A 14,005-nucleotide genomic window follows, 5' to 3' on the forward strand; every position below is an offset into this window, starting at 1 on the left:
ACAGGATAAAAGGTCTGCGATTGCTTTCAAAGCGTTCAATCGGCCGTGTCAGACCTTTGAAGCTTGCCATAAGTCTGTGGATTCTATAGGCAGGTGTTCAAATAGGCGGAGAATTATCATGACACGACCTGTCACCCCCTTACTTGATCAGGTGAACATTCCTTCAGACTTGCGCGATCTGCCGGAAGCAGAACTGCCGCAGCTGGTAGACGAATTACGCGGCGAACTGATTGATGTTGTTTCCACAACCGGCGGACATTTAGGTGCCGGCCTTGGTGTGGTGGAACTGACCGTTGCGTTGCACCATGTATTTGATACGCCGCATGACCGCATTATCTGGGATGTGGGGCACCAGACCTATCCGCATAAAATTTTGACAGGTCGACGTGATCGCATCCGTACCCTTCGTCAGGAAAACGGACTTTCCGGATTTACCAAACGTTCGGAAAGTGAATATGATCCGTTTGGGGCCGCGCATTCCTCTACGTCTATTTCTGCTGGTCTCGGCATGGCGGTGGCAAGCGAACTCTCCGGCGATGCACGTAATGTCATCGCGGTGATCGGTGATGGCTCGATGTCGGCTGGTATGGCTTATGAGGCCATGAACAATGCCGGAGCACTGGATGCGCGCCTTATCGTTATTCTCAATGATAATGACATGTCGATCGCGCCGCCAACCGGTGCGATGAGCGCCTATCTGGCGCGTCTTGTTTCTGGTCGCACCTATCGCTCATTGCGTGAAAACGCCAAACAACTGGCTAAAAAACTGCCGAAATTCTTGCAGGATAAAGCGCGTAAATCTGAAGAATATGCACGTGCATTCTGGACAGGCGGTTCACTGTTTGAAGAGCTCGGCTTTTATTATGTCGGGCCGATTGATGGTCATAATCTCGATCATTTGCTTCCCGTATTGAAAAATGTCCGTGATATGCAAGACGGTCCCGTTCTTATTCATGTCGTGACCCAAAAGGGTAAAGGTTATGCGCCGGCGGAAGCGGCCGCAGACAAATATCACGGTGTGAACAAGTTTGATGTGATTACCGGTGCGCAGTCCAAACCACCGGCAAATGCACCAAGCTATACCAAAATTTTCGGCACCAGCCTGATTGAAGAAGCGCGCCACGACGAAAAAATCGTCGCCATCACTGCCGCGATGCCGGGCGGCACTGGTATCGATCTCTTTGGTGAAGCATTTCCGAGCCGTACCTTTGATGTCGGCATTGCGGAGCAACATGCGGTGACTTTTGCGGCAGGTCTTGCAAGCGAAGGGTTCAAACCCTTTGCTGCGATTTACTCAACTTTTTTGCAGCGCGGCTATGATCAGGTTGTGCATGATGTTTCTTTGCAAAATTTGCCGGTTCGTTTTCCGATTGACCGCGCAGGCTTAGTGGGGGCAGATGGTGCCACCCATGCAGGTTCGTTTGACACTGGATTTTTGGCAGCCTTGCCGGGTTTTGTCGTGATGGCGGCATCCGATGAAGCGGAATTGCGCCATATGGTACGCACTGCTGCTGAATATGATGAAGGGCCGATTTCATTCCGCTATCCACGTGGCGATGGTGTGGGCGTTGAACTGCCCGAGCGTGGTTCGGTTTTAGAAATCGGTAAGGGGCGCATTGTGCGTGAGGGCAGCAAAGTGGCGCTCCTCTCATTCGGCACTCGTTTGCAGGAATGTTTGGCTGCAGCCGATGTGCTGGATGCGGCCGGACTTTCCACCACTGTAGCAGATGCACGTTTTGCCAAACCTTTGGATCAGGATCTCATCCGTCGTTTGGCGCGTGAACATGAAGTGCTCGTTACCATTGAAGAAGGTGCAATCGGCGGCTTTGGCTCGCATGTTTTGCATTTTCTTGCGCGTGAATCCTTGCTGGATGGCGGCTTGCGGGTTCGCACGCTTACTTTGCCGGATATGTATCAGGATCATGCCAAGCCTGAAGTGATGTATGCCAATGCCGGTCTTGACCGTACGGGCATTGTCCATGCTGTTTTTGCCGCACTTGGCCGTGAGGAAATTGCCGCACCTTTTCGGGCTTGATCAGATCGCTTTGTGACGATTGGCCACTTGCTTAAAATGCTTGGCTGCGTCATGAAAGCGCGATGAATGATATAAGTGACCCTGCCGCCCGTTTGCGCCTTGATCAGCTATTGGTTGAGCGAAAGCTCTTTGCAACGCGCTCGCGTGCGCGCGATGCTGTCACGCGTTCAACTGTGCAGGTGGACGGGCAGGTGATTGCAAAACCCGGTGCATTGGTGGCGCGCAATGCGGTGATCAGTGTTGATGATCCGGCAAGCAGCTATGTTTCGCGGGCAGCGCTCAAACTGATTGCGGGGTTGGATCATTTCAAATTTGATGTGAAAGGGCGCTTTGCTCTTGATATCGGTGCTTCGACCGGTGGCTTTACCCAAGTTTTGCTCGAACGCGGTGCCGCGCATGTGGTTGCGGTTGATGTCGGCCATGACCAGCTGCATTCAACTCTGGTACGTAATAAAAATGTGACCAACCATGAGGGCTTAAATGCCCGTCATTTGGATTTCAGCCATCTGGATGGGCATGCGATTGATTGTGTGGTGTCTGATGTCAGTTTCATATCCTTGAAGCTGGCTCTGCCGCAAGCATTGCAATTAGCGGTTCCCAATGCCATTTGCGTGTTGTTGGTGAAACCACAATTTGAAGCGGGGCGCGAAGCTATCGGCAAAGGTGGTTTGTTGCGCGATCCGTCACAAGGGCCCGTCATCGCAGAGAATTTGCGCGATTGGCTGGATATCCAGACCGGATGGCGCGCACTTGGAATATGTGTTTCCCCCATTGAAGGCGGAGACGGCAATTTAGAATATTTACTGGCAGGAATAAAAGACCAATGAGCACACGTGTAACAATCAGCTCGGTAGGTGCAGGTGGCGACGGGGTTGCCATGACCGCTGACGGTCAGGTTTTCGTGCCTTTTACACTGGCGGGTGAAGTAGCCAATATTGCACGTGATAAAAATCGCGGCACTGTAGTGGCTTTGCTGGAAGCATCTCCGGAACGTCAAGCGGCAGAATGTCAGCATTTTGAAGATTGCGGCGGTTGCTCGTTGCAACATTGGGAAGCGGAGCCTTATCAGGCATGGAAGCGTGGATTGGTTGTTGCGGCCTTGAAAGGCTATGGCATTGATGTAGAGCCGGAGCCATTGGTGGCTTGCGCCCCTTATAGCCGCCGTCGAGTGGTTTTTGCGGCGCGCAAAACCGAAGGCGCGATGCTGTTGGGTTTCAATCGCCATTTGAGCCACGAAATTATCAATATCTCCGAATGTGTGGTGGCAGTTCCCGAAATTACTGATCGCCTGGAGGATTTGCGTGGGGTGGCAGCGATTATCGCGCCTGGTTCCAAGCCTTTCAAACTGGCAGTAACAGTGACTGCATCTGGTCTTGATATCGCAGCGCAAGGTTGTGGCTCCCCTGATGATAAAACCCGTATGGCACTGACTGATTATGTAGTCAGTCACGGTTTTGCGCGGCTTGCATCGGATGGTGAAATTATCGTCGAGCCGAAAAAGCCGCTTATCCATTTTGGCAAAGTACCGGTCAATATTCCGTCGGGCAGTTTTTTGCAGGCCACTGAAGCTGCAGAAGAAACCATGGTTGAACTGGTCACCAAGCATTTGAGCAAGGCTAAAAAAACGGCCGACCTTTTCTGCGGTGTTGGTACTTTTGGATTGCGCATTGCCGAGAAAAACGCTGTCCATTGCATTGAAAATGATGCGCCAGCTTTGGCAGCACTTGATCGCGGCATTCGCCATGTACAGGGTTTGAAGCCGGTCACGGTTGAGCGCCGTGATTTGTTCCGCCGCCCGCTTTTGGTGCGTGAATTAGCGCCTTATCAGGGCATTGTGTTTGATCCGCCGCGCGCTGGTGCCGAAGAACAGGCCAAAGAACTGGCAAAGTCTAAGGTTGCCAAAGTCGCAGCAGTTTCGTGCAATCCAGTGACATTGGCGCGTGACTTATCCATTCTGGTCAAGGGTGGGTACAAGATCGACAAGATCGTGCCGGTCGATCAGTTTCTGTGGTCATCGCATGTGGAAACCGTTGCTCTGTTGACCAAGAAATAAGGTTGGCGTTTCATTGACTTAAACGACGATTTCGCTTTTAATCATGAGTAACCAGCGGTGTCTGGCTCTCTTAAACTGAAGGAGATTTATGCGCAGCGTTCTTATTGCCGGATTTTCGATTTTGACCAAGGGCTCAAAATCACAATAAGTATTGCCCTTTTTTGGGTAATGAGTTTCGCATATAATTAAATTTTCAGGTGCTTTCATGAAAGAAAGAATAATTCTGATCCGCCCAATGATTGCGGATGATGTCGTGCGTTCGGCCGATATTTGGTTGCGCGCGTCTAAAATCGCCCATGGTTTTCTCGGCCACGAATTGTTGGAAGAACAGCTTCAGCTGATGAAAGATATCTATCTGATGCAAGCGGAAAACTGGGTGCTCGTCAGTGACGATCACGTGATGGGCTTTGTTGGTTTGATTGATAATTTTATTGGCGGTTTATTTGTAGATCCGGATTTTCAAGGGCAGGGGTTTGGTCTCAAGCTTTTGCAACATGCGCAAAACTTAAAAAAACAACTGGAATTGCAGGTCTATGAACGCAATCAGCAAGCCGTCAATTTTTATCTGAAATACGGTTTCGAAATCATTCAGCGTGATGAAACGGATGATGATGGTTTGCCATTTGTACAGTTGACAATGGTGCTCAAAGATTGACCAAAATATTAAGAGCAGTTTTCATGAATCATTTTCATCGAAAACTGCTCTTATATATTGAATTTTATAAATAATATTCCTTTTAGAAATCAAATAGCCGTGCCGCCAACCGTCATCTGATCCATACGCAAATGCGGCTGACCAACACCGACAGGTACCCACTGGCCGCCTTTGCCGCAATTGCCGGTGCCATTATCAAGCTTTGAATCATTGCCCAGCATGGTAATACGCTGCATCGCTTCAGGGCCGTTGCCTATCAGCATCGCTCCCTTAATCGGCGCAGTGACTTTGCCGTTTTCAATCTTGTAGGCTTCGGTGCAACCAAACACGAATTTACCCGACGTGATATCCACCTGACCACCCCCGAATGAAACAGCATAAATACCGTTTTTCACCGATGCGATGATTTCTTCCGGTGTTTTGTCGCCTGACAGCATAATGGTGTTGGTCATACGCGGCATAGGGGCATGGGCATAAGATTCGCGTCGACCATTGCCGGTTGGTTGCATGCCCATCAGGCGCGCGTTTTGGCGATCCTGCATGTAATTGACGAGCTTGCCGTCTTCGATCAGCACGGTGCGGTTGGTCGGTGTGCCTTCATCATCAATGGTCAGCGAGCCACGGCGTTGCATGATTGTGCCATCATCAACAACCGTCACACCTTTGGAGGCAACCTGTTGTCCCATAAGGTCTGCAAAGGCAGATGTTTTCTTGCGGTTGAAGTCACCTTCCAGGCCGTGGCCGACTGCTTCGTGCAGCATCACACCCGGCCAGCCATTGGCAAGCACAATATCCATGGTGCCCGCAGGGGCGGGGACAGCCTCCAGATTGACCAGTGCCTGACGCAGTGCTTCATCAGCCGCATATTGCCATGCATCCGTGGCAATAAACTCACCGAACAATGCACGTCCGCCGTGGCTGAAAGAGCCAGTTTCCTGACGGTCACCGTCACCCGCAACAACCGACACGTTAAGGCGAACCATCGGGCGTACATCACGCACGAAATGGCCGTCGGCACGTAAGATTTCAACTTGTTTCCAAGAGGCTGCAACAGAGACCGAAACCTGTCGTACTTTCGGATCTTTGGCGCGCAAATATGCGTCAATTTCTTGTAACAAGCGCACTTTGGCATCAAAACTTGGGGAGCCGATCGGATTTTCATCGGTGTAAAGCTGGCGGTTGGTTCCAAGTGGTGCGGCACTATATTGGCCGCCATAGCCGTGGGTGGTGGCAGAAACTGCATCTGCTGCCCGCTTTAAAGCGGCAAGAGATAACTCGCCCGCATGGGCATAACCGATGGCTTCGCCGGCGACAGCACGAAGGCCAAAGCCCTGATCCTGATTGAAAGCGCCGGTTTTTAAACGGCCATTATCATAGCCCAATGATTCGGCTTCACCATATTCCAGATAAAGCTCACCATCATCGCTGCCTTGCAGTGTCTGGCTTAAAATCCGCTGAATATCGTCGCGATTGGCATCAAAACTATCAATCAGGCTTTTCATAAAAATACATCCTGCAAACTTATCACATTTGCAGGATGTAAGCGTTTCAGTGCTTAAGAACAACCGTTCGTTTAAGGAAGAGCATCAAAGCCTTCGGCAAAGCCCTTCAAATCAACAGGAATACCAATGCCTTCTTCCGGTGTCTGGAACACGATGAAGGTTGCAGATTTACCTGCGCGGAAGGTTTTCATCAAAGCATCGTCCAGAATGACTTCTGCATAGCAACCATCTTCAAAGCAGCGCACGAAATAAGCGCGGCCGATATCTTTGCCGTCAACATTAAGGCCAAGTCCGTTTGGCAGCAACACACCAAGAGGTGCGAGAACGCGCAAGATGCGGGCTTTATTATCGGCGGTCTTCAAAACAACAACGGAAAGGCCGAGTTCAGGACGGTCCGCGGCAACAACATTTTGAATGAGGGCGCATTGTTCGTTTTGCGCGCCAGCCGGTGTGTCGCAAAGGATCGACCATTCACCGTGCTTGGAACGTAATGTGCCTTTTTGATTGCCTGCACTGCTGGATTGCTCGGTGGCTGTCGGCGCTTGCTGCTGTGCGGTGTTCTGGGCGCTGGAAATGCTGGTTGAGCCGGCCAAAATGCCGCCAAGACACAAAGAGAAAATTGCTAATTGTTGAGAAATTTTACGAACAGTCATGGAAGCTCCAGATCGAATCACCGTGGCACTATCGCGCTGTACCGGCATGAAAATATATTATCATCCTCAATAAGGCGAAATGATAAGACTTCCAATGAGATGTTGCGCATTTTTATTGATATTGGTTTAAAACACGGCGGATTTGTGAGAAAAAACCACAAACTGCACTGCTATACACAAGATTTTGAATAAAATCCTGCAGTGGTTTTTTCCTTAAATTACATGGGCGCGCGCAAAAATGCCGCATGATAAGATATTCGCCTTCCTTGCGGTGTGCGTTAAGGTGTGGTTGAACGCCAAATGGGGGATGGCGGTTGTTTTTGTAGGGATAGCTGGCGTCCGGCCTGCAAAAGGCTACAACGGGAGAGAATTCTGGTGAGAAAGATTTTTGCCACATCAACGGGCACCGCATTTGGTGTTCTGGCACTTCTGTGGACCAGTATATCTGCGCAGGCAGAACAGCCGCGCGATTGGGAATACAGATTCCAAGAACCTGCTACCGGTATTATGGAGCAGATCAAATGGTTTGAAGAATATACACTTTGGTTCATCATTCCGGTGACAACACTGGTGCTTTTATTGATCCTCTGGGTCATTTTGAAGTATCGTGCCAGTGCCAATCCGGTGCCGTCCAAAACAAGTCACAACACCATGATTGAAGTGATCTGGACGACAGGTCCGGTGATTGCGCTTGTTTGTATTGCTATTCCTTCTTTCCAGCTTCTGACGGCACAATATTCGCCTGATGATCCGTCACTGACAGTCAAAGCGACTGGTTATCAGTGGTATTGGGGCTACGAGTATCAAGTTGAAAATCCGGTTAGTTTTGATTCTTTGATGCTTAAAGAAAGTGAACGAGCCGAATACGGAAAAGAAGATGTTGCTAAATATCCGCGCCTTCTTGCCGTTGACAATGAAGTTGTTGTGCCGGTCGGTGAAACAGTTCGTTTGCTGGTAACAGCCGCTGACGTTATTCATTCATGGACAATTCCTGCATTCGGAGTGAAAATGGATGCGGTGCCGGGGCGCTTGAACGAGGCTTGGTTCAAAGCTGATCGCGAAGGTCTCTATTTCGGTCAGTGTTCCGAACTTTGTGGCAAGGATCATGCATTCATGCCGATTGCAGTACGTGTTGTTTCCAAGGAAAATTATGAAACTTGGTTGGCAGCGGCGGCTTCTGATCTGGACGAAGCCAATAAGGCGCTGAGGGCTGCTGTTGAAGGTGGTCAGGCAACAAATAAGGTGGCGGCTGCCGGTAACTGATTTCGGTAAGTACCTCTGTTGAGAAACGGGAGCAATCTCATGGCTGGCACAGCAGCTCAAGACATACACGACGACCACAAGCCAAAAGGCTGGGTGCGTTGGGTCTATTCGACCAACCACAAAGATATTGGTACTTTGTACCTTATTTTTGCAATTTTCTCAGGCATTATCGGCGGCGCTTTGTCTATTGCGATGCGCGCAGAATTGCAGGAACCCGGCATTCAGATTTTTCATGGTCTGGCGGCGATGGTTTATGGCGTTGAAGGTGATGCGGCGCTTGATGCGGGTAAGCACATGTTCAACGTGTTCACCTCCATGCATGCGCTGATCATGATCTTCTTCATGGTCATGCCTGCACTTATCGGTGGTTTCGCCAACTGGATGATCCCGCTTATGATCGGTGCGCCTGACATGGCGTTTCCGCGCATGAACAACATCTCCTTCTGGCTTTTGCCACCGGCATTGCTGTTATTGTTGATTTCCTTCTTCGTGCCGGGACCTGCCGGTGGTTGGGGCGCAGGTGGTGGTTGGACACTTTATCCGCCGCTTTCAACATCCGGTCAGCCGGGACCTGCGGTAGACTTCGCAATTCTGGCGATCCATATTTCCGGTGCTTCGTCCATTCTTGGTGCGATTAACTTCATCACCACGATTTTGAACATGCGTGCTCCGGGCATGACTCTACATAAAATGCCGCTTTTTGCATGGGCAGTGCTGGTCACAGCATTCCTGCTTTTGCTCTCGCTGCCGGTTCTGGCAGGTGGTATCACCATGCTTCTGACCGACCGTAACTTCGACACTGCATTCTTTGCACCCGATGGCGGTGGTGACCCGATCCTTTATCAGCACTTGTTCTGGTTCTTCGGTCATCCTGAAGTGTATATTCTGATTTTGCCGGGCTTTGGTATCGTCAGTCACATTATCTCAACCTTCTCCCGTAAGCCTATCTTTGGTTATCTGGGGATGGCTTATGCGATGGTTGCGATCGGTGTTGTCGGGTTCGTGGTTTGGGCGCACCATATGTATACTGTTGGTCTGTCGCTCGACACCCAGCGTTACTTCGTATTCGCAACCATGGTGATCGCGGTGCCGACCGGTATCAAGATATTCTCGTGGATTGCCACCATGTGGGGTGGTTCGATCACCTTCCGTGCACCAATGCTCTGGGCAATCGGCTTTATCTTCCTGTTCACCATTGGTGGTATGACCGGTGTTCAGCTGGCAAATGCTGGTCTCGACCGTTCATTGCACGATACATATTATGTGGTTGCACACTTCCATTACGTGCTGTCGCTAGGTGCTGTGTTCGCAATTTTTGCGGGCTGGTACTACTGGTTCCCTAAAATGACCGGTTATATGTATAGCGAGTTCACTGCGAAGCTGCATTTCTGGCTCACCTTCATCGGTGTGAACCTGATCTTCTTCCCGCAGCACTTTCTTGGTCTTGCTGGTATGCCACGTCGTTATATCGACTATCCGGATGCTTATACCGGCTGGAACATGGTGTCGTCTTACGGCTCATATATCTCCGGCTTTGCGGTTCTGATTTTCCTCTACAACGTCTTCGAAGCATTTGCGAAGAAGCGTGAAGCAGGTGCGAACCCATGGGGCGATGGCGCAACCACTCTGGAATGGCAGCTTTCTTCACCACCACCTTTCCACCAGTGGGAAGAGTTGCCACGCATTAAATAAGAGAATACTAATAAGATTTTCGGGCGGCGATGCGCCGTCCGGAACTCAACGACGAAGATAGATGAATGTTTTCGTAAATCGGTTGAGCTTTTCGAAAATATTCATTGGATCGTTAGCGTTTCGATGATGAAGAGGGCATAATTGTCCTGATGGAATGAGAGCAATGTCTGTGATTGGAAAAAATATAGCTTCCGATAATGATTATCGCCTCTCCGAGGCGATGGCATCGGATTATATCACGCTGTTGAAACCGCGTGTGATGTCACTGGTTGTGTTTACAGGCTTCGTTGGTCTGATGGCAGCTCCGGGACATATGAATCCGGTGCTTGCTGCAATCACCATTCTTTGCATTGCTGTGGGCGCAGGTGCATCGGGTGCTTTGAATATGTGGTATGATGCCGATATCGACATCATTATGAAGCGTACCCGCAACCGCCCGATACCAGCAGGCCTGATCTCGCCCGAACAGGTGTTGGTTTTCGGTCTGACGCTTTCAGTTTTTTCAGTGCTCACATTAGGCTTGTTGGTCAACTGGTTATCCGCTGCTTTGCTGGCCTTCACCATTTTCTTTTATGTGGTGATCTATTCAATGTGGCTGAAGCGCTCGACCCCGCAAAATATCGTGATCGGCGGTGCATCCGGAGCGTTTCCACCAATGATCGGTTGGGCGGCTGCAACTGGTTCCATCAGCCTCGACAGCATTGTGCTCTTTTTGATCATTTTCCTTTGGACGCCTCCGCATTTCTGGGCGCTGTCATTGTTCATGAGCAATGATTATGAAGCCGCCCGCATCCCGATGATGCCGAATGTAAAAGGTGAAGCATCCACCAAGCGTCAGATTGTCGGCTATTCGCTGATTATGGCACCTGTTGGTGTTTTGCCTTGGGTGTTGGGTTTTGCTGGTGTCACTTATGGTATCGTGGCTACCATTATGGGACTGATTTTTGTTTATTATGCTTGGAAGCTGTTGCAGGCACCGACGCATGAAACAATGATTGCAAGTGCCCGAAAACTGTTCCGTTTTTCGCTGCTTTATTTGGCTGGTTTGTTTGCAACATTGTTGGCAGAAGTTTTGCTTTATAAGGCGCTTGTCGGATTTGGAGTTATAGCATGAATACGTCCGACAAGAAGCTTGAACTGATCAAGCCGACCGAAAAGCAAAAGCGTGCGCAGCGTAACCGTTCGGTTGGCTTGGCTATCGCTTTGGCACTGTTCGTTATTATTGTTTATGTCGGTACATGGGCTAAGCTTGGTGCAAATGCACTGATCCGGCCGATGTAATCGAAGATCAAGGGGAGGGAAGAATGGGCACTCAGCAGGGTGATAAAAATACGAAGAAGGAAACTTCCAATCGTGTTATCGCATTTGCGTGTCTAAGCTTTTTTGCCTGTATGATCGGTGCGGCTTATGCATCTGTTCCGCTTTATCGTCTTTTCTGTCAGGTGACTGGCTATGGCGGCACCACCCAGCGGGTCGAGCAATATTCAGACAAGATCCTCAATCAAACGATCAAGGTTCGCTTTGATGCCAATACGGCCGGAGGTTTATCATGGGATTTCAAACCGGTTCAGCGTGAGGTTGAACTGAAAATCGGTGAAACCACTTTGGTCAAATATGAGGCCATTAATAAATTCGACGGGCCGACTTATGGCCGTGCGACTTTTAACGTGACCCCTGGCCGTGCAGGCGCTTATTTCAACAAGGTGGAGTGTTTCTGCTTTACCGATACGACACTTGCTGCCGGCGAAGATATGGAAATGCCGGTACTGTTCTTCGTTGATCCGGATTTTGTTAATGATCCCGATCTGAAAGATGTAAAAACAATCACACTTTCTTATACTTTTTTTCCAATTGACGAGCCTAAGCCACTTGCGGCGGCCAAGGTTGGCGATAAACTGGAAAGTGAAGGGAAATTATAACGATCGCTTCACTTTTGCGAGTAAGCATTCAGAGGAGCTCTGGGGAGAGACATGGCTGACGCCCATCATAAAAATCATGATTACCATATCATAGCACCAAGTCCGTGGCCATTTATCGGTTCGGTCGGTGCCTTTGTGCTGGCGCTTGGCGGTATTGCTTATATGCGCTACCTCAATGCCGGTGAATTACATCTCTTTGGTATCAATCTGGTGACACCATGGCTTTTTGTCATGGGTATCGCCATCGTTCTCTACTGCATGTATGGCTGGTGGAGTGACACGATCAAAGAAGGTAAAGAAGGACATCATACCCGCGTGGTATCAATCCATCTTCGCTATGGCATGATCATGTTCATTGCTTCCGAAGTCATGTTCTTTGCTGCTTGGTTCTGGGCATTTTTTGATGCAAGTCTGTTCCCGAATGATCCTGAGCAATTCGCACGTACGGCTTATACCGGCGGTGTTTGGCCTCCAAAGGGCATCGAAGTTCTGGATCCATTTCATTTGCCGCTTTATAATACTGTTATTCTGCTGCTTTCAGGCACAACCTTGACATGGGCACACCATGCGATGTTGGTGAAAGATCGCACTGGCATGATTGCAGGTCTTGCCCTGACGGTTGCACTTGGCGTGTTGTTCTCATTTGTGCAGGCTTATGAATATGCCTATGCACCATTTGCTTTTAAAGATTCGATCTATGGTGCCACTTTCTTCATGGCAACCGGCTTCCATGGTTTCCACGTTTTCATTGGTACGATTTTCTTAGCTGTTTGCTTGTTTCGTGCAATCCGTGGCGACTTTGATGGTAAGAACCATTTCGGTTTTGAAGCCGCTGCCTGGTACTGGCATTTTGTGGACGTAGTCTGGTTGTTCTTGTTCTTCACCATGTATGTATGGGGAAGCTGGGGTGGCGTCGTCCATCAAATTATCTGAGTTTTCAATAATTTTAAAAAAAGGCGGCTGTGGGCACACAAGCCGCCTTTTTTAATACACCAGTCTTGCGTGAGTCAGTAATTAAGCGCAAAAAGGCTGTGGGAGATGAAGAACATGACAGAGCATAATCATTCAGACAGCAACGGTGTTGATCCGATCAAGGCCGGCATTTTGGGTCGATGCCCGAATTGCGGTGAAGGCAAGCTATTCAGTGGTTTTTTGCAAGTTGCCAAATCTTGTCATGTCTGTGGTCAGGATTATTCCTTTGCTGATTCCGGTGACGGGCCAGTCGTTTTCGTTATTCTCATTATTGGGTTCATTGTGCTTGGTTTGGCGCTTTGGTTAGAGACGAATTTCCAGCCTGCACTTTGGGTGCATTTAATTATTTCCATCCCCTTGGCGATCATTTTAAGTTTGGTTTTGGTACGCTGGCTCAAAGGTGTGCTGATTACATTGCAATTCAAGCATAAGGCCGCTTCTGGTCAGCTGGATGACAACCATAACAATGATGGACAGTAAGATGCCGGTTTCAATAAGCGGCAAAGCCGATACGCGTAAATTTCCTTGGGGCGTGATTGTTGTTTATCTCATTTGTTTGAGTATTTTGCTGAGCCTTGGTACTTGGCAGGTTAAACGCATGTTCTGGAAAGAAGAGCTGCTGGCTACGATTATGCAGAATATCAAAAAGCCACCAGTTTCAATCATGACCATGGAAGATATTCTCAAGCAGACAGGCAGTGTGGAATATCGACCGGTCATGGTCACTGGTACATTCATGCATGAGGGGGAGCGTCATTTTCTGGCGACATTTAAAGGTGAGGCCGGATTTTATGTCTATACGCCCCTACAAATGGATGACGGGCGCTTTGTGCTGATCAATCGCGGCTTTGTTCCTTATGATCGTAAAGATCCGCAAACACGTCTTGAAGGGCAGATTGATGGCCCTGTAGCCATTACAGGGCTGGCGCGTGACCGCCTTGATGCGAAGCCCTCCAGTTTTGTACCCGATAATGATCCGGCACAAAATATTTTCTACTGGAAAGATTGGGCCGTGATGGCTGAAACAGGCGGTGTACCTGATCTGCAAACATTGGTGCCGTATTTCATCGACGCCGATGATACACCAAATCCGGGCGTTCTGCCGATTGGCGGCGTCACCAATATTGAATTGCCGAACAAACATCTGGAATATGCCATCACATGGTATGGGCTGGCTTTGGCTTTGACAGCGGTGGTTGGTGCTTATTTATGGCGTTGGCGCTATTCTAAATCCTCGCCATAATTAAGCTTAAAGCTTGAC

At 49.3% G+C, this 14,005-nt stretch carries 14 protein-coding genes; 12 read left to right on the forward strand and 2 right to left on the reverse strand.

The window, feature by feature from the left end; translation table 11 throughout:
* Positions 1-118 precede the first annotated feature (118 nt).
* The 4 genes from dxs (at position 119) to ACI0FR_RS04450 (ending at position 4,743) form a co-directional block, all read left to right on the forward strand.
* On the forward strand, positions 119-2,035 hold the full coding sequence (gene dxs / locus ACI0FR_RS04435; protein WP_374829817.1) for a 1-deoxy-D-xylulose-5-phosphate synthase: 1,917 nt from the start codon (positions 119-121) through the stop codon (positions 2,033-2,035).
* A gap of 62 nt (positions 2,036-2,097) precedes the next feature.
* A complete protein-coding gene (locus ACI0FR_RS04440) occupies positions 2,098-2,862 on the forward strand; it encodes a TlyA family RNA methyltransferase (RefSeq protein WP_374829819.1) in 765 nt (254 codons plus the stop codon).
* A complete protein-coding gene (locus ACI0FR_RS04445) occupies positions 2,859-4,088 on the forward strand; it encodes a class I SAM-dependent RNA methyltransferase (RefSeq protein ID WP_404906433.1) in 1,230 nt (409 codons plus the stop codon). Before ACI0FR_RS04440 ends, ACI0FR_RS04445 begins: the two co-directional genes overlap by 4 nt.
* Positions 4,089-4,293: 205 nt before the next feature.
* Positions 4,294-4,743 (forward strand): GNAT family N-acetyltransferase, encoded by a 450-nt coding sequence (locus tag ACI0FR_RS04450; protein WP_374829823.1) that lies wholly within the window; start codon positions 4,294-4,296, stop codon positions 4,741-4,743.
* Positions 4,744-4,832: 89 nt separating this feature from the next.
* Here the strand turns inward: ACI0FR_RS04450 and tldD are convergent, their stop codons facing one another.
* Positions 4,833-6,245: a metalloprotease TldD gene (gene tldD, locus ACI0FR_RS04455; RefSeq protein WP_404906432.1), complete on the reverse strand. Its 1,413-nt coding sequence runs from the start codon at positions 6,243-6,245 to the stop codon at positions 4,833-4,835.
* A gap of 71 nt (positions 6,246-6,316) precedes the next feature.
* On the reverse strand, positions 6,317-6,898 hold the full coding sequence (locus ACI0FR_RS04460) for an invasion associated locus B family protein (RefSeq protein WP_374829827.1): 582 nt from the start codon (positions 6,896-6,898) through the stop codon (positions 6,317-6,319).
* A 375-nt stretch (positions 6,899-7,273) separates the two neighbouring features.
* Here ACI0FR_RS04460 and coxB point away from each other — a divergent pair, with 375 nt between their 5' ends.
* The 8 genes from coxB (at position 7,274) to ACI0FR_RS04500 (ending at position 13,987) form a co-directional block, all read left to right on the forward strand.
* Positions 7,274-8,161 carry a cytochrome c oxidase subunit II gene (gene coxB / locus ACI0FR_RS04465; RefSeq protein ID WP_374829831.1) on the forward strand — a complete coding sequence of 296 codons (888 nt, stop codon included), beginning with the start codon at positions 7,274-7,276 and terminating at the stop codon, positions 8,159-8,161.
* Positions 8,162-8,200: 39 nt separating this feature from the next.
* Positions 8,201-9,853: a cytochrome c oxidase subunit I gene (gene ctaD / locus ACI0FR_RS04470; RefSeq protein WP_374829832.1), complete on the forward strand. Its 1,653-nt coding sequence runs from the start codon at positions 8,201-8,203 to the stop codon at positions 9,851-9,853.
* A 163-nt stretch (positions 9,854-10,016) separates the two neighbouring features.
* Positions 10,017-10,967 (forward strand): heme o synthase, encoded by a 951-nt coding sequence (locus tag ACI0FR_RS04475; protein WP_374829834.1) that lies wholly within the window; start codon positions 10,017-10,019, stop codon positions 10,965-10,967.
* Positions 10,964-11,134, forward strand: a complete 171-nt coding sequence (locus ACI0FR_RS04480; RefSeq protein WP_374829836.1) for a hypothetical protein — start codon at positions 10,964-10,966, stop codon at positions 11,132-11,134. Before ACI0FR_RS04475 ends, ACI0FR_RS04480 begins: the two co-directional genes overlap by 4 nt.
* A 23-nt stretch (positions 11,135-11,157) precedes the next feature.
* Positions 11,158-11,772, forward strand: a complete 615-nt coding sequence (locus tag ACI0FR_RS04485; RefSeq protein WP_404906430.1) for a cytochrome c oxidase assembly protein — start codon at positions 11,158-11,160, stop codon at positions 11,770-11,772.
* A gap of 51 nt (positions 11,773-11,823) precedes the next feature.
* The gene (locus ACI0FR_RS04490) at positions 11,824-12,705 is read left to right on the forward strand and encodes a cytochrome c oxidase subunit 3 (RefSeq protein ID WP_374829840.1); all 882 of its coding nucleotides are present in this window, start codon (positions 11,824-11,826) and stop codon (positions 12,703-12,705) included.
* A gap of 114 nt (positions 12,706-12,819) precedes the next feature.
* A complete protein-coding gene (locus ACI0FR_RS04495; protein WP_374829842.1) occupies positions 12,820-13,224 on the forward strand; it encodes a DUF983 domain-containing protein in 405 nt (134 codons plus the stop codon).
* Positions 13,211-13,987, forward strand: a complete 777-nt coding sequence (locus ACI0FR_RS04500; protein WP_404906429.1) for an SURF1 family protein — start codon at positions 13,211-13,213, stop codon at positions 13,985-13,987. The genes ACI0FR_RS04495 and ACI0FR_RS04500 overlap by 14 nt, the downstream gene beginning before the upstream one ends.
* Positions 13,988-14,005: the final 18 nt, after the last annotated feature.

Origin of the sequence: Paenochrobactrum sp. BZR 201-1, assembly GCF_044987585.2 — a bacterium.
In the GTDB taxonomy this organism is placed as follows: Bacteria; Pseudomonadota; Alphaproteobacteria; order Rhizobiales; family Rhizobiaceae; genus Paenochrobactrum; species Paenochrobactrum pullorum.

What these genes read in the sequence shown, in the direction of transcription:
- dxs (WP_374829817.1), top strand. Translation starts at nt 119, where the DNA reads ATGACACGACCTGTCACCCCCTTACTTGATCAGGTGAACATTCCTTCA.
- ACI0FR_RS04440 (WP_374829819.1), top strand. Translation starts at nt 2,098, where the DNA reads ATGAATGATATAAGTGACCCTGCCGCCCGTTTGCGCCTTGATCAGCTA.
- ACI0FR_RS04445 (WP_404906433.1), top strand. Translation starts at nt 2,859, where the DNA reads ATGAGCACACGTGTAACAATCAGCTCGGTAGGTGCAGGTGGCGACGGG.
- ACI0FR_RS04450 (WP_374829823.1), top strand. Translation starts at nt 4,294, where the DNA reads ATGAAAGAAAGAATAATTCTGATCCGCCCAATGATTGCGGATGATGTC.
- tldD (WP_404906432.1), bottom strand. Translation starts at nt 6,245, where the DNA reads ATGAAAAGCCTGATTGATAGTTTTGATGCCAATCGCGACGATATTCAG.
- ACI0FR_RS04460 (WP_374829827.1), bottom strand. Translation starts at nt 6,898, where the DNA reads ATGACTGTTCGTAAAATTTCTCAACAATTAGCAATTTTCTCTTTGTGT.
- ctaD (WP_374829832.1), top strand. Translation starts at nt 8,201, where the DNA reads ATGGCTGGCACAGCAGCTCAAGACATACACGACGACCACAAGCCAAAA.
- ACI0FR_RS04475 (WP_374829834.1), top strand. Translation starts at nt 10,017, where the DNA reads ATGTCTGTGATTGGAAAAAATATAGCTTCCGATAATGATTATCGCCTC.
- ACI0FR_RS04480 (WP_374829836.1), top strand. Translation starts at nt 10,964, where the DNA reads ATGAATACGTCCGACAAGAAGCTTGAACTGATCAAGCCGACCGAAAAG.
- ACI0FR_RS04485 (WP_404906430.1), top strand. Translation starts at nt 11,158, where the DNA reads ATGGGCACTCAGCAGGGTGATAAAAATACGAAGAAGGAAACTTCCAAT.
- ACI0FR_RS04490 (WP_374829840.1), top strand. Translation starts at nt 11,824, where the DNA reads ATGGCTGACGCCCATCATAAAAATCATGATTACCATATCATAGCACCA.
- ACI0FR_RS04495 (WP_374829842.1), top strand. Translation starts at nt 12,820, where the DNA reads ATGACAGAGCATAATCATTCAGACAGCAACGGTGTTGATCCGATCAAG.
- ACI0FR_RS04500 (WP_404906429.1), top strand. Translation starts at nt 13,211, where the DNA reads ATGATGGACAGTAAGATGCCGGTTTCAATAAGCGGCAAAGCCGATACG.